The organism is Brevundimonas sp. NIBR10 (assembly GCF_027912515.1).
Lineage (GTDB): Bacteria > Pseudomonadota > Alphaproteobacteria > Caulobacterales > Caulobacteraceae > Brevundimonas.
This window is the reverse complement of the sequence record NZ_CP115464.1, coordinates 2,975,484-2,994,279: the sequence shown is the minus strand read 5'-3', so window position 1 is coordinate 2,994,279 and position 18,796 is coordinate 2,975,484. Positions and strand designations below refer to the sequence as shown.

The window sequence follows — 18,796 nt, the reverse complement described above, 5'->3', positions numbered from 1 at the left end:
CAGAATTGCGTATCGCCATCGTCGATGACAGCGGGCTGCGGGCCACCATCCTGAAAGAGGGACTGGCCGAGGCGGGCTATACCGATATCGAGGTCGTGGCGCCGCACGGCGGCTTCGTCGCGCGGCTGGAGCGGATGGCCCCGGACATCGTGCTGATGGACCTGGGCGACCCGAGCCGCGATGCGCTGGAGGAAATGCTGACCGTCAGCCGTGCCCTGGCCCGACCCATCGCCATGTTCGTCGACCGATCCGACGACGCCATGATCGGCGCGGCGATCGATGCGGGGGTCTCGGCCTATGTCGTGGATGGTCTGAGGAAGGAGCGGGTCAAACCGATCCTGGAACTGGCCATCCGCCGCTTCAACGCCTTCAATGCCTTGCGGGTCGAGCGCGACGACGCGATCACCGCCCTGGCCGACCGCAAGACGCTGGAAAAGGCCAAGACCATACTGATGCAGAGCCGGGGCCTGTCCGAGCCCGAGGCCCACGCCCTGTTGCGCTCCACCGCCATGAACCAGAGCCGCCGGATCGTGGAGGTGGCCGAGGCCCTTATCACCGCCCACGCGCTTCTCGATCCTCCCAAGGGAACCGGCCGATGACCCCGATCTCCATCGCCTTCCTTCCCCTGACCGACAGCGCCGTTCTGGTGGCGGCCAAGGAACTGGGCTTCGCCGCCGAGGCCGGACTGGACCTGACCCTGGTGCGCAGCACCTCGTGGGCCACGGTGCGGGACCGGCTGGTCTATGGTCAGGTGCAGGGGGCCCATATGCTGGCCCCGCTGGCGGTGGCCGTGACCCTGGGCCTGAGCCAGCAGCCCGCGCCGCTGGTCGCGCCGTTCCGGCTGAATCTGAACGGCAACGCCCTGACCCTGTCGGCCGAGTTCGCCCAGGCGCTGGACCCCGTGCTGGCCAACCGGGTTCAGGACCCGATCGCGACCGCCCACGACTTCGCCTCGGCTATAGGAATGCACCGCAGAAAGCCGATCATCGGCGTGGTCCACCGGTTCTCGACCCATGCCCTGATGCTGAGATACTGGCTGGGGTTCGCAGGGATCGATCCCGACCGGGACCTGGTTCTGAGGGTCCTGCCGCCGTCGCTGATGGTCGAGGCCCTGCGGACCGGAGAGATCGACGGCTTCATGGCGGGCGAGCCCTGGAGCAGTGTCGCGGTGTCCGAAGGCCTCGGCCAGATCGCGGCGTTCGGATCGCGACTGTGGCGGCGGGGTGTGGAAAAGGTTCTGGCGACGCGGAAAGATTGGGCCGAGGCCAATCCCGACACGCTGGATGCCCTGCTGGGCGCGCTGGACCGGTCGGCCGCCTGGTGCGATGCGTCCGAGAACCATGGGGCTCTGGCCGCGATGCTGGCGGCTCCGACCTATGTGAACCAACCGGCGGAGCTGATTTTGCCGGCTCTGTCGGGGCGGATCGTGCTCGGCCAGGGCGAGGCCCCGACGATCGATCCGGACTTCCTGATGCTGCATCGCGAGGCCGCCAACGCCCCGTCGCCGGATCACGGCCTGTGGATCTATTCCCAGTTCGTACGCTGGGGCGTGGTCGAGCCGTCAGACGTGGCGCAGGCCGCTGCGGCGGCTGTGTTTCGGCCGGACCTGTATCACCGATCTCTGCCGGATCGGGCCCAGGCGGGGGCCGTTCAGGGCTTCTTCGACGATCGGAATTTCGATACCGCCCGGATCGCCGACTATGTACAGGGCCAGCGATCCGTTCACAGCTGAACGCCGTTTGCTGCATCGCAAAATGACCCCTTGCCGCAAGGGGTGAAACGAGTCACTTTCAAGGCTTGAGGCAAGGATGCCTCGCGATATTCCGGGTCGCCCGCCGTAGGGTCGATCCGGTCGATTTTGGCAAAGCCGCCATGCAGCCGCTGGGAAACCAGCGTCCGCATGGCGGCTTTTTTCGTTCTGGGGCCTCGTCATGGACGGTTTCGCGAAGATCATGGAGCGCCCGGCGGTCACTCCGCTGGAAGCCCGCGAACACCTGGTCGTCATCGGCAATGGCATGGCCGGGTGCCGGGCGGTCGAGGAACTGATCGCGCGAGACGCCGGGCGCTACCGGGTGACGATCTTCGGGGCCGAGCCCCATGTGCACTACAACCGGATCATGCTGTCGCCGGTTCTGGCGGGCGAGAAGACCTTCGATCAGATCGTGATCAACGACCGCGCCTGGTACGACGACAATGCCGTCGACCTGATCCTCTCGGACCCCGTCGAGGCCATCGATCGCGGGGCCAAGACGGTGACGGCGCGGTCGGGTCGGGTGGTCGGTTACGATCGTCTGCTGATCGCCACGGGGTCCGATCCCTTCATCATACCGGTGCCGGGGCATACGCTCGACGGCGTCATCAGCTTTCGCGACATGGCGGACGTCAGCCGGATGATCGCGGCGGCCGACGCCGGCGGCGAGGCCGTGGTTATCGGCGGAGGCTTGCTGGGGCTCGAGGCGGCGCACGGTCTGTCGCTGCGCGGCATGAAGGTCACCGTCATCCACCTGATGCCCACCCTGATGGAGCGCCAGCTCGACGAAGCGGCGGGCTGGCTGCTCAAGTCGGCGCTGGAGGCACGGGGCCAGACCATACTGACCGGTGCCGACACCGCCGAGATCGTCGGCGAGACCTGCGTCGAGGGCGTGCGCCTGAAGGACGGACGGCTGATCCCGGCGTCCCTGGTGGTCATGGCCGTCGGCATCCGGCCCTGCGTCTGGCTGGCGAAGGAGGCCGGGCTGGCGGTCGGGCGCGGCATCCATGTCGACGACCACATGGTCACATCGGACCCGGCAATCCTGGCGGTCGGTGAGTGTGTCGAGCACGACGGGCAGGTCTACGGCCTGGTCGCGCCGCTGTGGGACATGTGCCGGGCCCTCGCCGACGGCCTGACCGAGCGGCACACCGGCTATCGCGGCTCGGTCACCTCGACCAAGCTCAAGGTGTCGGGCATCGACGTCTTTTCCGCCGGTGACTTCTCGGGCGGGCAGGGGGCCCAGGACATCGTGCTGCGGGACGCCTCGCGCGGTGTCTACAAGCGGGTCATCGTCAGGGATGACCGGATCGTGGGCGCGGTCCTGTACGGCGATACCGGCGACGGCGGCTGGTATTTCGACCTGATGAAGCGGGGAGAGGACATCTCAACCGTCCGGGACATGCTGATCTTCGGTCAGGCTTTCGCCCTTGGAGGGGGGCAGACGGACCCTAAGGCAGCCGTTGCGGCCCTCTCGGACAACGCCGAGATCTGTGGCTGCAACGGCGTGTCCAAGGGCAAGGTGGTCGCCTGTATCGGCGGCGGAGCGGTGACGCTGGACGCGGTGCGAGGGTCTTGCAAGGCGTCGGCGTCGTGCGGATCCTGCACCAACGTCGTCGAGAACCTGCTGGCCCTGACCCTGGGCGACGACTACGGCGGCGAGCGCGCTGTGAAGACGATGTGCAAATGCACCAGCTTCGGTCACGACGACGTGCGCCGCGAGATCGTGGCGCAAGGCATGCGCTCCATCCCCGAGGTGATGCAGAAGCTGCACTGGTCCACGCCCGACGGCTGTTCATCATGCCGACCTGCGCTGAACTACTATCTGCTGTGCGCCCTGCCGGGGGAATATGTCGACGACCAGCAGAGCCGGTTCGTCAACGAGCGGATGCACGCCAATATCCAGAAGGACGGCACATACTCGGTCGTGCCGCGCATGTGGGGCGGGGTTACCAATCCGCGCGAGCTGCGCGCCATCGCGGACGTCGTCGAAAAATACGACGCCCCCCTGGTCAAGGTCACGGGCGGTCAGAGACTGGATATCTTCGGCATCAAGAAACAGGATCTGCCCGCCGTCTGGGCCGACCTGAACGCGGCGGGGATGGTGTCCGGTCACGCCTATGGCAAGTCGTTGAGGACGGTGAAGACCTGCGTCGGGTCCGACTGGTGCCGGTTCGGGACCCAGGACTCGACCGGCCTGGGCATCCAGACCGAGCGGATGACGTGGGGCTCATGGATGCCGCACAAGTTCAAGATCGCGGTCTCGGGTTGTCCGAGGAACTGCGCTGAGGCGACCATCAAGGACTTCGGCGTCATCTGCGTCGACAGCGGCTACGAGCTCCACGTCGGCGGAAACGGCGGCATCCATGTCCGGGTCACCGACCTGTTGTGCAAGGTCGAGACGGAGGCCGAGGCGATGCACTACTGCGCCGCCTTCATCCAGCTGTATCGCGAAGAGGCCCGCTATCTGGAGCGCACCGCGCCCTGGATCGAGCGGGTCGGGCTGGAGCGGATCAAGGCGCGGATCGTCGAGGACGCGGAGGGCCGGGACGCCCTGGCCGCCCGGTTCCTGCACTCCCAGACCTTCTGTCAGGACGACCCCTGGGCGGCGCGGGCCAAGGGTGCCGAGAGCGAGCAGCATCAACCGCTCAGCCTGATGGAGACCGCGTGATGACCGCCGATCGCTGGATCGACGTGGGGCGGATCGAGGACATTCCCCCGCGCGGGGCCCGCACCGTCGTCGTCGAGGGTGGTGACGAGATCGCCGTGTTCCGCGCCGGCGACGACGCCGTCTTCGCCCTGATCAACCGGTGCCCACACAAGGGTGGCCCGCTGAGCCAGGGGATCGTCCATGGCCACAGCGTCGCCTGCCCCCTGCACAACTGGAACATCGCCCTGGCCACGGGTCTGGCCCAGGGTCCGGACAGCGGCTGCACGCCGACGATCCTGGTCAGGGTCGAGGACGGCCGCATCCTGATCGCGCCGCCCCAGCCGGTTCCGGCCTGAGATGGCCTGCGCGGTCGCCACCACCTGTCCCTACTGCGGCGTCGGCTGCGGTGTCGTGGCGACGGTGACCGGCGAGCGGACGGTCCAGATCGCGGGCGACTCGGCCCATCCCGCCAATGCCGGACGGCTGTGTTCCAAGGGCACCCATCTGGGGGAGACGGTGGGGCTGGAAGGCCGGCTGCTGCATCCGATGATCGGAGATGCGCGCGCCGGCTGGGATGAGGCGCTGGATCTGGTCGCAGGACGGTTCGCCGCCGACATCGCCGAACACGGCCCCGATAGCGTCGCCTTATACGTTTCGGGACAGATCCTGACCGAGGACTACTACGTCGCCAACAAGCTGATGAAGGGGTTCATCGGATCGGGAAACATCGACACCAATTCGCGCCTGTGCATGTCCAGCGCGGTATCTGCACACATCCGGGCCTTCGGCGAGGACGTGGTTCCTGCCTGCTACGACGACCTGGATCAGGCCGACCTGATCGTGCTGGTCGGGTCCAACACCGCCTGGTGCCATCCGATCGTCTGGCAGAGGATCGAGGCGGCGCGGACGGCGCGGAGCTCCAAACTGGTCGTCATCGACCCGCGCCGGACCGAGACGGCTGATCTGGCCGACCTGCATCTGGCTCTCCGCCCCGGCAGCGACGTGGCCCTGTTCAACGGTCTGCTGGCGGGATTGCAGGCCCGTGGCGCGCTCGATTCCGACTACATGGCCGCCCACGTCGCGGTTCCGCGCGGCTTCTGGGGCGCGCTGACCGCCGACTTCGACACAGCATCGACCGCAGCGACGTGTGACGTCCCCGCCGCTGATCTGGAGGCCTTCTACGATCTGGTCGCCGCTCACCCGCAGACCGTCACCCTGTTCAGTCAAGGGGTGAACCAATCGACACAAGGCACTGACAAAGCCAACGCCATCATCAACGTCCATCTGGCCGCAGGGCGGATCGGCAGGCCGGGTGCGGCGCCGTTCTCGATCACGGGCCAGCCCAATGCCATGGGCGGCCGCGAGGTCGGCGGACTGGCCTCGACCCTGGCCGCCCACATGGATTTCGCAGCCGACAACGTCGATCGCGTCCGCCGTTACTGGAACGCGCCGAACACGGCGACTGCTGCCGGCCTGAAGGCTGTCGATCTGTTCAAGGCGGTCGGCGAGGGACGGATCAAGGCGATCTGGATCATGGCCACGAACCCGGCCGTCAGCATGCCGGACGCAGGCGCGGTGCGGGCCGCTCTTGCCGCCTGTCCTTTCGTGGTGGTCTCCGACGTCATGGCCGACACCGACACGGGCCGGTTCGCCCACGTCCGCCTGCCGGCCCTGGCCTGGGGCGAAAAGGACGGGACGGTCACCAATTCGGAGCGCGTCATCAGCCGCCAGCGGCCGTTCTTTGCAGCCCCAGGCGAGGCCCGCGCCGACTGGCGGACGCTGGCCGATGTCGCCGGTCGGATGGGTCACGGCGAGGCCTTCGGATGGACCACACCGGCCGAAGTGTTCGACGAGCACTGCCGCCTGACCGCTTTCGAAAACGAAGGCGCCCGTCGCCTGGACCTCACCCCCCTGACAGGTCTGGGCGAGGCCGAGTACGCGGCTCTGCAACCCACGCGCTGGGGCGAGGATCGCGAGTTTGCCGACGGACGGTTCTCGACCGCCGACGGGCGCGCCCGGATGATCGCGGTGACGCAGGCCCCGCTTGCCGCCAACGCCATGACCCTGAACACCGGCCGCTATCGTGACCAGTGGCATACGATGAGCCGCACCGGCCTGTCGCCCCGTCTCTCCCAGCATCGGCGCGAACCCTTGGTCGAGATCCATCCCGACGACGCGGCACGGTACGGCCTGGTCGAGGGCGATCTGACGACGGTGGAGACCGCGCAGGGCGCAAGCGTGTTCCGTGTCGCGGTCACCGATGCTCAGCGCCCCGGCGAAGCCTTCGTGCCGATCCACTGGACCGATCGGACGGGGGCCGGCGGTCGGGCCGGGCTGTTGCCTGGCAATGCCGTCGATCCGTTCTCGGGTCAGCCGGGGTTTAAGTTGACGGCGATGACCCTGTCCAGGCTGGCGACCGAATGGCGGGCCTTTCTGATCCTGCGCGGTACACCGGCCGTAGAGCCTGATTGCGTCTGGTGGGCGACTGCGGCCGTGCCCGGCGGACGGTTGATCGAACTGGCCGGCGACGGTGATGCTGCAATGCTTGAGGCCCTGCTGCCGGACGGGGCGCGGATGACGGCTGTCGATCCGGCCCGCGGGTCGCTGCGCACGGCGGTGCTGGTCGAGGGGCAGTTGCAGGGCGCGCTGTTCGTAGCCCGTGACGGCTCGCTGCCCGGTCGCGACTGGCTGATCGCGCAACTGTCCGAGGCCGTCGCGCCCGTGGGCCTGCTGGCAGGCCGCGCACCCGGAGCGACGGTGGACCGCGGGGCCATCGTCTGTGCCTGTTTCGATGTCGGTGCCCGAACCATCCTCGCGGCCATCGCCGCCCAGAGCCTGACTACGGTCGCCGAGGTCGGTGCCGCCCTGTCAGCCGGGACCAACTGCGGCTCGTGCCGTCCCGCCATCGCCAGACTCATCGCCGCCTGAGGAGGACCGCCATGCCTTTCGACACCGCGCCCCGCCGACCCGCCGATGCCGCCAACCTGATCGTGCCCGGAGAGGTCTGGCTGGTCGGAGCCGGTCCGGGCGATCCAGATCTGTTGACCCGTCAGGCCGAGCGGCTGATCCGCGCTGCCGACATCGTCTTCCACGACGCGCTGGTGGGGCCAGGCGTGCTGGCCCTCATCCCGGCAGGCGTCGAACGGATCAGCGTCGGCAAGCGGGCAGGGGCCCATTCAAAGCAACAGGGCGGGATCAACGCCCTGTTGCTGGCGGCAGCCCTAGGCGGGCGACGGATCGTGCGGCTGAAAGGCGGCGACCCCTCGATGTTCGGGCGTTCGACGGAAGAGATCGCCCATCTGACTGCTCATGGCGTCCGGGTTCAGGTCGCGCCGGGGATCACGACCGCCAGCGCGGCGGCCGCCCGTGCTGGTGTGTCCCTGACCCTGCGAGGCCTGGCGCGGCGGATCCAGTTCGTCACCGCCCATGCCCGCGCGGGGGAAACGCTCGATCTCGACTGGGACGCGCTGGCCGATCCCAACGCCACTCTGGGCGTCTACATGGGCCGAACGGCGGCACCGGAACTGACGCGCCAACTCCTTTCACGCGGGATGCCGGGCGAGACGCCGGTGCTCATCGCCGTCAATGTCAGCCTGCCGGGCGAGCGGCTGCTGTTCACCCGCCTGGACCTGTTGCCGCTCAGCGTCGTCGCCCTGGCCGAGGATGCGCCGACCCTGCTGCTGATCGGCCATGCCGTCGGTCGGCCCGACCAGATCGCCGTCCGGACCGAGGCGTGGGCCAAGGCCCTGGGGTTAGCGCGATGACCGGGCGTATCCTCGGCGCTGTCCTGGCCGGGGGGCGGTCCAGTCGGTTCGGCTCCGACAAGGCCCTGGCCCTGCTTGACCGCCGCTCCCTGCTGGACCACGCCGTGGATGCCCTGTCCGATCAGGTCGACACCGTCGTGGTTTGCGGGCGCGCCTCGGCAAAGCGGCTCTGCCTCCCTGATCGCCCCCGTCCCGACCTGGGCCCGCTGGGAGGGCTGGCGGCGGCGCTGCGCCACGCCCTGGATCACGGCTATGAGGCGGTCGTCAGCGCCGGATGCGACACGCCGATGCTCCCCGCCGATCTGGTACTTCGCCTTCAGTGCGCGGGACCGGTAAGCTATCTGCGCGAGTTGCCGATCTCCGGTCTGTGGCCGGCAGTCCTGTCACCGGAGTTGGACCGCTTCCTCGCTACCGGCCCCAGCCGCGCCGTGTGGGCCTGGGCGGCGTCCACGCGAGCCATCGCGATCGACCTCCCGCGTCCGATCGCGAACATCAACACGGCTGAGGACCTTTTGCGTCTGGAACGAGCGGCCTGAGGAGTCGTGCGGGTCGGGCGGGACAGAACGGATGACTCCGGCACACCAGCGCGCTCTGGCTCATCGACCAGAGTTCTTGCGGCCGCGCCCAGTCATGTGCCCATCGTGCCTCGACAGCCAAGGCTGTCGAGGTCGGTCAGTGGAACTTCGGGTTGAGCTAAACGCGGACTGTCGCCGGGCTTGTCGAAAGCGGCTCAGCTCCCTCTGTTTTTCACGAGGTCCTCGACGACGGACGGGTCGGCGAGGGTGGAGGTGTCGCCGAGCGAGCCGAGGTCGTTCTCGGCGATCTTGCGCAGGATGCGGCGCATGATCTTGCCGGAGCGGGTCTTGGGCAGGCCGGGGGCCCACTGGATGGCGTCGGGGGCTGCGATGGGCCCGATTTCCTTGCGGACGTGGGCGACGAGGGCCCTCTTCAGGTCGTCGTGCGGCTCGACCCCGGCGTTCAGGGTGACATAGGCGTAGATTCCCTGGCCCTTGATATCGTGGGGGAAGCCAACGACGGCGGCCTCGGCCACGTCGTCGTGCAGGACGAGCGCGCTTTCAACCTCGGCGGTGCCCATGCGGTGGCCCGAGACGTTGATGACGTCGTCGACCCGGCCGGTGATCCAGTAATAGCCGTCCTCATCCCTGCGACATCCGTCGCCGGTGAAATACTTCCCCGGATATGTCGAGAAATAGGTCTCGAAGAAGCGGGCGTGATCGCCCCAGACGGTGCGCATCTGGCCGGGCCATGAGTCGGTGATGCACAGGTTTCCGGAGGTGGCACCGTCGAGGACGACCCCTTCGGCATCGACCAGTTCGAGTTCCACGCCGGGAAGCGGCTTGGTCGCCGAACCGGGCTTGAGCGCCGTCGCGCCGGGCAGGGGGGCGATCAGGGCACCGCCGGTCTCGGTCTGCCACCAGGTGTCGACGATAGGCAAGCGGCCCTTGCCGACCACCTCGTGATACCAGCGCCAGGCCTCGGGATTGATCGGCTCGCCGACCGTGCCGAGCAGACGCAGGGACGAGAGCGAGTGTTTGAGGACGGGTTCGTCGCCGTCGCGCATCAGGGACCGGAGCGCCGTCGGGGCGGTGTAGAAGATCTCTACCTTGTGCTTGTCCACCACCTGCCAGAACCGGTCATTGGCGGGATAGTTGGGCACGCCCTCGAACATCAATGTGGTCGCGGCGTTGGCCAGGGCTCCATAGACGACGTAGCTGTGGCCGGTGACCCAGCCGACGTCGGCCGTACACCAGAACACTTCGCCCGGCCGATAGTCGAAGACCAGTTCGTGGGTGTAGCTGACCCAGAACAGATAGCCGCCCGTGGTGTGCAGCACGCCCTTGGGTTTGCCCGTCGAACCCGAGGTGTAGAGGATGAACAGCGGATCTTCTGCGTTCATCGGCTCGCACGGGCAGTCGTCGGAGACGGTCTTGACGGCGTCGTCGTAGCGGACGTCCCGGTTCCGGACGATGTTCACGTCAGCACCGCTATGGGTGAGCAGCAGGACTTGCTGGGTATTGAACCCGGCCGGGATCTTGGCCAGGGCGGCGTCGACGTTGGCCTTCAGGGGGATACGCTTGCCGGCCCGAAAGCCTTCATCGGCGGTGATGACGAAGGCCGAACCGCAGTCCTCGATCCGCCCGGCGATACTGTCGGGCGAAAAGCCGCCGAACACCACGGAATGTATCGCACCGATGCGGGCACAGGCCAGCATGGCGATGGCGGCGGCCGGGATCATCGGCAGATAGATCGTGACCCGATCGCCCTTCATGACGCCCATGCCCTTGAGCACATTGGCCATGCGGCAGACCTCGCGGTGAAGCTCGGCATAGGTGAGGGAGCCGGACACCGACGGGTCGTCACCTTCGTAGATGATCGCGGTCTGGTCGGCGCGGGTGGCCAAGTGACGATCGATACAGTTGTAAGAGACGTTCAGCACCCCGTCGGCGAACCAGCGGATGCGGAAGTCGTCCTTCTGGAACGAGACGTCCTTGATCACCGTCGGCGGGGTGATCCAGTCCAGGCGTTTGGCCGCCTGCGCCCAATAGGCGTCTGGCGTCTCTCGCGCCGCCGTCCGCGCGGCTAGGTAGGATTCTGCATCCATATGGGCGCGCTCGGCCCAGCCGGCGGGAACGGGATAGAGTTCGGAATCGGACATCAAAGGGACCTTCACGGCGCTAGAAGCCATATTTCGCGAACACCTGTAACCGGGTCAGATCGCCAGAAACACCGGACTCGAGTTCTCTTTCGCCGTACATGAGCTCTATGCCGATATCCATCGCCGGGGCGGGCGTCCAGATCAGGTTGCCCCGCAGGCTCTGGGCCGATTTGTTGGTCGAGAGCCCGATCAGAGATCGATCATTGTCCACGCTCTGGGCCGACCAGGTCAGGTTCGAGCGCCACTGCGGCGACCAGATGTGCCGATAGCTGGCGAAGCCGGCGATCAGGCTGATGGCCTGGAGGTCGCCCCGCGCGTCCAGAACGGCGTCGTTGGCGAAATTCAGGCCGACGTATCGTCCGATGCCCTCGCCACCGGACAGCATCAACCGCAGGTCGTCTTTGGGCCCGACCTTGATCTTGGCCGCGGCGGACAGGCCCCACCCAACCGTGGTCGATCCGATGGCACCCGCGCCCGTCGTCTCGTACTTCAGCTGGCGCACCAGGCCTGCGACGGACGCCTCGCCCCAAGGACGGTTGATCGCATAGCGGGCGGTCAGATCGGGCAGACTGTTGTCATCGGCGATGATCCGGGTCGCGGCTAGATGGGGGGTGACCGTCGTCTCGGGGTTCTCCAGCGCGATCGAGAAGGGCCCGCGAGTGTAGCGGATCTGGGCCTGGCGGGCGAAGACCGTGCCTTCGGAAGACCCCACATAGTCCGCCGTATCCGGCAGGACGGCGAGGTTCTGGAAATTCGTCCACTCCTGGCCGAACAGCCAGTTGTCGATGGTGACGAAAGCGCGGCGCAGCGCGGGGGTCGAGGGGCTGGTCGTCCGTTGATCGCCGGTCCCGGGCAGGACCTGGAAGTCCATCTCGATCCGTGTGGCGACCTTGTGGCCCCCGATCAGTCCGTCCGTGGTCAGCCAGAACCGGGTCTGCCGGGCATTGAAATCGGTCGCCGTGCTTTCGTCGGCCCTGCCCACGGGGATCGCACCCGGCAGGTAGAAGTCCCGCATCAGGTCCCCGTTCGCCGGGTCCCCGTCGCTGTACTGGCTGGCCATGAAGTCGGCCTTCACATAGCCGCCGATCTTCAGGACGTTGTTGCCGATGCGAAAGCCGTCCGTCGGTGCGGGAGGGGGAGGTGCCGGCGGGTTCGCTGCGGCGCGCTGATCGATGCGGATTATTTCCTGGGCCTGGGCCGACTGCTGGATGTGCGACGCCTGGACGTCAGATTTCAACGCGTTCAACTGCGCCTCCAGCAAGGCGATCCGGGCCTCCAGCGCGGCGGTATTCTCCTGCGCCTGGGCCGGAGCTGCGAACAAGGCGGCCGTCGCGGCTCCGGCCAATAAAACGTTTCTGAGCATGGCTTTCTCCCGGGGAACTCGTCTGATGCGAGCCTGAGACCGGACATGCCGTGCGGAACCGCTTTGGGGCCATTAGCCATTGGTCTAGTTTCGACCAAGGTCGGGGCGCGCCACTATGGCGCAGGGCACGCGACGCCAGAGCGCGGCTCGGGAGAAGGCAACATCATGGACCGAATCGTCATCGCCGATGACCACCCCCTGTTTCGCGCCGCCCTTTCAACGGCGATGGCGCGTGCTTCGCCCGATGCAGTGATCGAGGAAACGTCCAGCCTGGCCGGCGCGCGGGCGGCGCTGGCGACCGGTCCGGTCGATCTGCTGCTGCTGGACCTGAAGCTTTCGGACAGCGAAGGCTTCGCCGGACTGGCCGGCATTCGGGCCGACTTCCCCGCCGCGCCCGTCGCAGTTGTCTCCGCGAGCGATGACGAGGGCACCGTTCGCCGGGCGCTTGCGTTCGGCGCAGCAGGCTTCATTCCCAAATCAGCCACGCTTGAAACCATGGCGGAGGCGCTGGGGTCCATCCTGGGTGGCGACGTCTGGGCACCGGCCTTGTCGGAGCTGGAGCCTGGAGAGTCGATGGAATCCCGGATCGCCAGCCTGACGCCTGCGCAGCTCAAGATCCTGATCGGTTTGCAACAGGGACGACTGAACAAGCAGATCGCTTTTGACCTCGGCGTGACCGAGGCGACGATCAAGGCGCATCTGACCGGCGTCTTCCGAAAGCTGGGCGTTCATAACCGGACCCAGGCCGTGATCGCCGCCCAGGCGCTGACCACAGAGGTCTGAAATGGCCTGACTGGGTTCAGGTCCCCCGTGGGCTGGACAGGAAGGCTTTCAGGATCGCGGGCTTGACGGGCTTGGCCATCAGGATGACGCCGAGTGCCGCCGTGCGAGCCATCAGGGTGGGGTCGGCGTCGGCGCTGATCAGGGCGAGATGGCCGATGCCGCGCGATTTAAGCGCTTCGATCACGCTCAGACCATCGGGACCTTGCCCGAGATGAAGATCGACGAGCGCAGCGTCGAATGGCCCATCGATAGCCAGCGCCGCGGTCGCACTTGAGGCCGTGACGACGCTCATACCCCACCGGGACAGCAGAGCGCTCAGGGCTTCGAGGATGGCCGGTTCATTGTCGACGCAAAGCACTCTCAGGCCTGCCGGCGTCGCCGCTGGAGGAGAGGGCGAGCGCGTCTCCGGGGCCTGGGCCGCCGCCAGGGGCACCGTCACGGTGAAGACCGACCCGCGGCCCGGGCGTGAGCGAAGGCCCAGGGGATGGTCGAGCAGGCTGGCAACCTTGCGCACGATCGCCAGACCGAGGCCGACCCCGGGTTCGTCACCGCCCTGTCCCGGGAGGCGCGTGAACTCGGTGAAGATCGCCTCCTGCTGGTCCTCGGCGATCCCGCGCCCGGTATCGATGACATCGACCCTCAGGGACTGTCCGACCTGGCGTGCGCCCACCAGAATGCGTCCACTGTCGGTGTAGCAGACCGCGTTGCCCGTCAAGTTCTGGAGCAGGGATCTCAGCAGGTCGGGGTCCGACGCGACCCACCGGCTGGAACCGACGACAGTCAGTTGTAGTCCTTTTTCGAGCGCGAGAGGTGTGAACTCACGGCGGATGTCGTCGAACAAGGCCTCGACCGAGAGAGCACGGACAACGGGGCGCACGCCCCCGGCCTCCAGTCGCGAGAGGTTGAGCAGCGCCTTCAGCAATCCGTGCGCCGACTCGATCGAGCGGTCGGCATGCTCGACCAGCCTGCGGGTCTCCGGCTCCTTTGCGCCCTGGCCTTCCTTGAGGGCGGCGATGAACAGGCGGGCCGCGTGCAGGGGTTGGAGCAGGTCGTGGCTCGCTGCGGCGAGAAATCGGGTCTTGGAGGCGTTGGCGTCTTCTGCCGCTTGCCTGGCCTCGACCAGCCGCTCGGTGCGGTCCGCCACGCGCGCTTCCAGCTGCTCGTTGGCTTCCTCAAGCGCCTGGGCGGCGCGACGGAGCTCGGTGATGTCGGTGTAGCTGGTGACATAGCCGCCGCCCGCCATCGGTGCGCCGGTCGATTTCAGGATGCGGCCGGTGGGCTGGGCCCTTTCGTGATCATGGGGTTCGCGACGCCGGAGCGCCTCCAGCCGACGTTCGACCCAGGCATCGAGATCGCCCGGGTCGACCTCGCCCCGTTCGGCGTTGAGACGATAAACCGAGGCCACCGACTGACCGACATGGACGAAGCCCGCAGGCAGGCCGAACATCTCGATATAGCGGGCGTTCCAGGCGATCAGACGCAGGTCCTCATCGACGACGCTGACGCCCTGGTCGATGTTGTCGAGGGTGGCCTGAAGCAGTTCGCGGTTGAACTGGACGGCCTGGGACGCCTCGTCCAGCATCCGGACCACATCCTCGGGCGCACGGCCGCCTCCGGCCAGGGCCGCCGAGATGACCCGACGGGCCGACGACGCCCCGACGGCCCCCGCAAGCATACGCTCCGCCGCGCGCGCCAGGCCGGCGTCGGCAGGTTCTGCGTCCCTGAGGGCTCTGCCCGTCTCCCGTCCAAAGGCGGCGAAGGCCCTCTCGGCACCGGGGTCGCCGACGAACCGGGCGACAAGGACTTTCAGGTCTCCGACCGACGCCCCGAAGGGCACCGCGGACTGCTCACGCCAGTCCGGGCCGAGGCGATCGACGAAGGCGTGGGCCTGGATCCGGTCTATCAGTCGCGGTGGGGCAGCGCGCGAGACGAGAAGATAGACGATCACGTTGAGACCCAGGCTGAGAAAGACGGCCAGCGGCAAGGGGTCGTCGAGACCAAATGGACGGATCGTCCCCGCGCCGAGCGCAGATCCGATCTGCGGCAGGGCGAGCAGGATGAGCCAGACGCTTGTGCCGCAAATGATCCCTGCGACTGCACCGCGCGCATGGCCGCCTCTCCACAACACGGCTCCGAACAGGGCGGGTGCCAACTGTGCCAGAGCCGAAAAGGAGGTCAGACCGATGGACGCCAGTCCGGTCGCCTGATCCAGGGTCTGGAAGTACAGCCATGCCAGAAACAGGATCACGCAGATGACGATCCGTCGGACCTGAAGGATGGTCCGGGAAATGTCAGAGGCGTCTCCCCGCCGCCGCCAGCGCGCCCCGGCAACCAGGGGCAGGATCAGGCTGTTGGACGCCATCGCAGACAAAGCCACCGTCTCCACGATGACCATTGCCGTTGCCGCAGAGAACCCACCGACGAATACGATGGCGGTCAGGAGCCTTTCGCCCTGGCGGAAAGGGATATCGAGCACGAGCATATCCGGATCGCTGATCCCGGAGAACAACCCGCCTGCCGCGACAAGGGGCAGCACGGCCAGGCTGGTCACGATCAAATAGAGGGGAAACAGCCACCGGGCGCGCCGGACGTCCCGGGGCTCACCCGACTCCACGAAGCCGACATGAAACTGGCGTGGCAGGCAAAAGATCGACAGGGTCGCCAGTAGGAGGATGGCGACGAAGCGGGCGTCGATCTCGGGCAGTACGGCAAGTTCGCCCAGGGCGACCGCGACGTCGGTGGTGTCGGGCGCACCCAGCAACAGGATCACGGCGAAGCCCGCCACCGCGACCAGGGCGGCCAGCTTGACCAGGGACTCCACGGCGATCGCCCGGATCAGGCCACGGTTATGCTCCGTCAGGTCGGGCCGGCGCGCCCCGAACAGGATCGCGAAGCCTGCCAGGGCCAGGGCGATCAGGCTGACGGTGACCTGCTCGGACCCGGCCATCTGGGTTCCCGCCGTGACCAGGGTCCAGGCCATGGACATCGATTTGAGCTGGAGGGCGATATAGGGCAGGGAGCCTACGATCGCGACACAGGCCACCAAGGCCCCCAGACCCTGGCTCTTGCCATAGCGGGACGAGATGAAGTCGGCGATGGAGCCTGCGTTTTCTCGCCTGGCGGCGGCGGCGATCCGCTTCCAGACCGGGAACAGGACCACGATCCCGATGATCGGCCCGAGGTAGATGGGGAGGTATTCCCAACCCTGGCGCGCGGCCGTACCCACCGCACCATAGTAGGTCCATGAGGTGCAGTAGATGGCGAGGCTGAGCGCATAGGCCCAGGGGCCAAGGCCACGCCGGGGCCTGCGAACGCCAGGCCGTTCGCCCCGCCAGGCGACGACGAACAACACCGCCATGTAGACGGCGACCATCGCCAGGATCATCAGGGCGTACATCAAGGCCTCACAGACCGCTTAACGCGCCAGGACGCAAGCCGAAGAGCGGACCGGTCCTTCGACCGATCCGCTCCGCGAAGGCTCATATCCGGTGCCGACACGATGTCGATCACAGGCCGATCAATGGTGGATGTCTACGTCCTTGCCTTCCTTGACCAGGAGGAAGCCGAGCACTGCCGTCGCGATCGCAATGACGATCGGATACCAGAGGCCGTAGTAGATGTTGCCCGTGGCGGCCACCATGGCGAAGGCTGTCGTCGGCAGGAAGCCGCCGAACCAGCCGTTCCCGATATGATAGGGCAGGGACATCGAGGTGTAGCGGATATTGGTCGGGAACATCTCGACCAGTGCCGCCGCGATCGGCCCGTAGACCATCGTCACATAGAAGACGAGGATGAACAGGATGCCGATCACGACCGGCTTGTTCACGAGGGCGCTGTCCGCCTTGGCCGGATAGCCTGCGGTCTTGAGCGCCGCTCCCAGGCCCTTGTCCCAGTCGGCCTTCTGGCTCTTGAAGTCCGCAGCGGACAGGGCTTCGCCCCGGAAGCTGGGGATCACGACCGATCCGACACGGACCTCGGCCACCGTCCCGGCCGGAGCCGCGATGTTGGAGTAGGTCACGCCGGCCTTGGCCAGGTAGGATTTGGCCAGGTCGCAGGACTGGTTGAAGACGGTCTTGCCGATGGGATCGAACTGCAGATTGCAGTCGGCGGGGTCTGCATAGACCGTGACCGGCGACGAAGCCGTCGCGGCGGCCAGTTGCGGGTTTGCCGCGTTCGTCAGGGCGTGGAACAGCGGGAAATAGGTCAGGGCCGCGATCAAACAGCCGCCCAGAATGATGGGCTTGCGACCGATCTTGTCCGAGAGCCAGCCCCAGAAGACGAAAAAGGGCGTGGCCAGCAGAAGCGCGATCGCGACCATGATGTTGGTCAAGCCACCGTCGACCTTGAGTATCTTCTCCAGGAAGAACAGGGCGTAGAACTGGCCGGTGTACCAGACCACCGCTTGTCCGGCTGCCAGGCCGATCAGGGCGATCAGCACGATCTTCAGGTTGGGCCACTTGCCGAAACTGTCCTTGAGCGGCGTCTTGGAGCCCTTGCCTTCGTCCTTCATCTTCTGGAAGGCCGGGCTTTCGGCCAGCTTCAGCCGGATCCACAGGGACACGCCCAGCAGCAGGATGGAAACCAGGAACGGAATGCGCCAGCCCCAGTCGGCGAAGGCCGCCTCGCCGATCGTGTAGCGGACGCCGACGATGACGATCAGGCTAAGCATCAGGCCCGCCGTCGCCGTGATCTGGATGAAGGAGGTGTAGAAGCCGCGCTTGCCGTGCGGCGCATGCTCGGCGACATAGGTTGCCGCCCCGCCATACTCGCCGCCCAGCGCCAGGCCCTGCACCAGTCGCATGGCCACCAGGATGATCGGCGCCGCGATGCCGATAGCAGCATAGGGCGGCAGCAGGCCTACGACGAAGGTCGATAGCCCCATAAGCAGCATCGTCACCAGGAAGGTGTTCTTGCGTCCCCAAAGGTCGCCGAGGCGCCCGAACACGATGGCCCCGAACGGACGGACCGCAAAGCCGGCGGCAAAGGCCATGAGGGCGAAGATGTAGCCGGTCGTCTCGTTCACGCCTGAGAAGAACTGGGTCGTGATGATCGCGGCCAACGACCCATACAGATAGAAGTCGTACCATTCGATCACGGTACCGACGGACGAGGCGAGGATGACAAGGCGGGATCGCTTGTCGAGAGCCTTCTGGTCCATTTCGGGCGCACCCACGGCGCTGTCGGTCATTCGTTAGCCTCCCAAGAAGATCTCGCCGTTCATCGGCTGTTCTGTCGCCCCTGAACGGGCGTCAGGTCGATCTGTGGCCGTGTTTGGCCTCATACGGGAGATCGACTTTGGTCGAACACGGTCTGGGCTGTGCCGGCGTGGGGCTGTGGATGAGGATGCGCCGCTATTGAACTCAATCCCATCTGATGGGAGCGCCACTGGCAGGGCCTGCACTCTCCCTCGTCTCAGTGGACGCCTACGCGAGGTGCCGAGTCCCGGATTGTGCGAGATTCGGCTTGGCCGCGTGCAGACACCGGGCGTGTCAGCGCTGGCCTGACAGACATCACCACTGCCGGCCAGATGAAGCCCGACAGAGCGTCACCACAGTCCGGATACACCCTTACAGCGCAGGGGCGGTGCCCAGATCACAGTACCATAGGAATCCAGCAATGAATTCCGCGCCTCGATGTCCCGCTAACCCTGGTCTGAAGCACCGATTGAACCATCGATACGTGAGTTGAGCCGACCCCACGCTGTTCTGTTCGCAGGCAAGATTTGTCAGGCGACCCTAGCCTCGCTAGCGGCCATGCAATCGATTGTAGCAATCGATTGCAGAGCATGTATAGTTCTATCACGGGCTCG

Annotated in this window: 13 protein-coding genes; 8 read left to right on the top strand and 5 right to left on the bottom strand. The window is 66.7% G+C overall.

Annotated elements, in window-relative coordinates; genetic code table 11:
• Positions 1-5 precede the first annotated feature (5 nt).
• Both O5K39_RS14680 and O5K39_RS14675 read left to right on the top strand, forming a co-directional pair.
• A complete protein-coding gene (locus tag O5K39_RS14680; RefSeq protein ID WP_271144353.1) occupies positions 6-599 on the top strand; it encodes an ANTAR domain-containing protein in 594 nt (197 codons plus the stop codon).
• Positions 596-1,732 carry a CmpA/NrtA family ABC transporter substrate-binding protein gene (locus tag O5K39_RS14675; protein WP_271144352.1) on the top strand — a complete coding sequence of 379 codons (1,137 nt, stop codon included), beginning with the start codon at positions 596-598 and terminating at the stop codon, positions 1,730-1,732. The genes O5K39_RS14680 and O5K39_RS14675 overlap by 4 nt, the downstream gene beginning before the upstream one ends.
• On the opposite strand, the gene O5K39_RS14670 is transcribed toward O5K39_RS14675, so the two are convergent.
• Positions 1,723-1,902: a hypothetical protein gene (locus tag O5K39_RS14670; RefSeq protein ID WP_271144351.1), complete on the bottom strand. Its 180-nt coding sequence runs from the start codon at positions 1,900-1,902 to the stop codon at positions 1,723-1,725. The two genes, O5K39_RS14675 and O5K39_RS14670, sit on opposite strands and share 10 nt — an antisense overlap.
• Before the next feature lie 113 nt (positions 1,903-2,015).
• On the opposite strand from O5K39_RS14670, the gene nirB reads away from it, so the two are divergent.
• The 5 genes from nirB to O5K39_RS14645 are packed head-to-tail and all read left to right on the top strand — an operon-like array spanning position 2,016 to position 8,700.
• Positions 2,016-4,421 carry a nitrite reductase large subunit NirB gene (gene nirB / locus O5K39_RS14665; RefSeq protein ID WP_271147168.1) on the top strand — a complete coding sequence of 802 codons (2,406 nt, stop codon included), beginning with the start codon at positions 2,016-2,018 and terminating at the stop codon, positions 4,419-4,421.
• The gene (gene nirD, locus O5K39_RS14660) at positions 4,421-4,756 is read left to right on the top strand and encodes a nitrite reductase small subunit NirD (protein ID WP_271144350.1); all 336 of its coding nucleotides are present in this window, start codon (positions 4,421-4,423) and stop codon (positions 4,754-4,756) included. Before nirB ends, nirD begins: the two co-directional genes overlap by 1 nt.
• Before the next feature lies 1 nt (position 4,757).
• Positions 4,758-7,328 (top strand): nitrate reductase, encoded by a 2,571-nt coding sequence (locus O5K39_RS14655; protein WP_271144349.1) that lies wholly within the window; start codon positions 4,758-4,760, stop codon positions 7,326-7,328.
• An 11-nt stretch (positions 7,329-7,339) separates the two neighbouring features.
• Positions 7,340-8,164: a uroporphyrinogen-III C-methyltransferase gene (gene cobA, locus O5K39_RS14650; RefSeq protein WP_271144348.1), complete on the top strand. Its 825-nt coding sequence runs from the start codon at positions 7,340-7,342 to the stop codon at positions 8,162-8,164.
• Complete coding sequence (locus O5K39_RS14645) at positions 8,161-8,700, top strand: molybdenum cofactor guanylyltransferase (RefSeq protein WP_271144347.1); 540 nt, start codon at positions 8,161-8,163, stop codon at positions 8,698-8,700. The genes cobA and O5K39_RS14645 overlap by 4 nt, the downstream gene beginning before the upstream one ends.
• Positions 8,701-8,894: 194 nt before the next feature.
• On the opposite strand, the gene acs is transcribed toward O5K39_RS14645, so the two are convergent.
• Positions 8,895-10,844, bottom strand: a complete 1,950-nt coding sequence (gene acs, locus O5K39_RS14640; RefSeq protein WP_271144346.1) for an acetate--CoA ligase — start codon at positions 10,842-10,844, stop codon at positions 8,895-8,897.
• A gap of 16 nt (positions 10,845-10,860) precedes the next feature.
• A complete protein-coding gene (locus O5K39_RS14635; protein WP_271144345.1) occupies positions 10,861-12,204 on the bottom strand; it encodes a DcaP family trimeric outer membrane transporter in 1,344 nt (447 codons plus the stop codon).
• 165 nt (positions 12,205-12,369) lie between these two features.
• Between O5K39_RS14635 and O5K39_RS14630 the strand changes: the two genes are divergently transcribed.
• On the top strand, positions 12,370-12,987 hold the full coding sequence (locus tag O5K39_RS14630; RefSeq protein WP_271144344.1) for a response regulator transcription factor: 618 nt from the start codon (positions 12,370-12,372) through the stop codon (positions 12,985-12,987).
• Positions 12,988-13,003: 16 nt separating this feature from the next.
• Here O5K39_RS14630 and O5K39_RS14625 read toward each other — a convergent pair whose 3' ends face one another.
• Together O5K39_RS14625 and O5K39_RS14620 are read right to left on the bottom strand one after the other, a co-directional pair.
• Positions 13,004-16,384: a hybrid sensor histidine kinase/response regulator gene (locus O5K39_RS14625; RefSeq protein WP_271144343.1), complete on the bottom strand. Its 3,381-nt coding sequence runs from the start codon at positions 16,382-16,384 to the stop codon at positions 13,004-13,006.
• 120 nt (positions 16,385-16,504) lie between these two features.
• A complete protein-coding gene (locus O5K39_RS14620; protein WP_271144342.1) occupies positions 16,505-18,175 on the bottom strand; it encodes an MFS transporter in 1,671 nt (556 codons plus the stop codon).
• Positions 18,176-18,796 lie beyond the last annotated feature (621 nt).

Excerpts from the sequence above, each read along its gene's own strand:
- O5K39_RS14675 (WP_271144352.1), top strand. The coding sequence starts at position 596 with ATGACCCCGATCTCCATCGCCTTCCTTCCCCTGACCGACAGCGCCGTT.
- O5K39_RS14670 (WP_271144351.1), bottom strand. The coding sequence starts at position 1,902 with ATGCGGACGCTGGTTTCCCAGCGGCTGCATGGCGGCTTTGCCAAAATC.
- nirB (WP_271147168.1), top strand. The coding sequence starts at position 2,016 with ATGGCCGGGTGCCGGGCGGTCGAGGAACTGATCGCGCGAGACGCCGGG.
- nirD (WP_271144350.1), top strand. The coding sequence starts at position 4,421 with ATGACCGCCGATCGCTGGATCGACGTGGGGCGGATCGAGGACATTCCC.
- O5K39_RS14655 (WP_271144349.1), top strand. The coding sequence starts at position 4,758 with ATGGCCTGCGCGGTCGCCACCACCTGTCCCTACTGCGGCGTCGGCTGC.
- cobA (WP_271144348.1), top strand. The coding sequence starts at position 7,340 with ATGCCTTTCGACACCGCGCCCCGCCGACCCGCCGATGCCGCCAACCTG.
- O5K39_RS14645 (WP_271144347.1), top strand. The coding sequence starts at position 8,161 with ATGACCGGGCGTATCCTCGGCGCTGTCCTGGCCGGGGGGCGGTCCAGT.
- O5K39_RS14635 (WP_271144345.1), bottom strand. The coding sequence starts at position 12,204 with ATGCTCAGAAACGTTTTATTGGCCGGAGCCGCGACGGCCGCCTTGTTC.
- O5K39_RS14630 (WP_271144344.1), top strand. The coding sequence starts at position 12,370 with ATGGACCGAATCGTCATCGCCGATGACCACCCCCTGTTTCGCGCCGCC.
- O5K39_RS14625 (WP_271144343.1), bottom strand. The coding sequence starts at position 16,384 with ATGTACGCCCTGATGATCCTGGCGATGGTCGCCGTCTACATGGCGGTG.
- O5K39_RS14620 (WP_271144342.1), bottom strand. The coding sequence starts at position 18,175 with ATGACCGACAGCGCCGTGGGTGCGCCCGAAATGGACCAGAAGGCTCTC.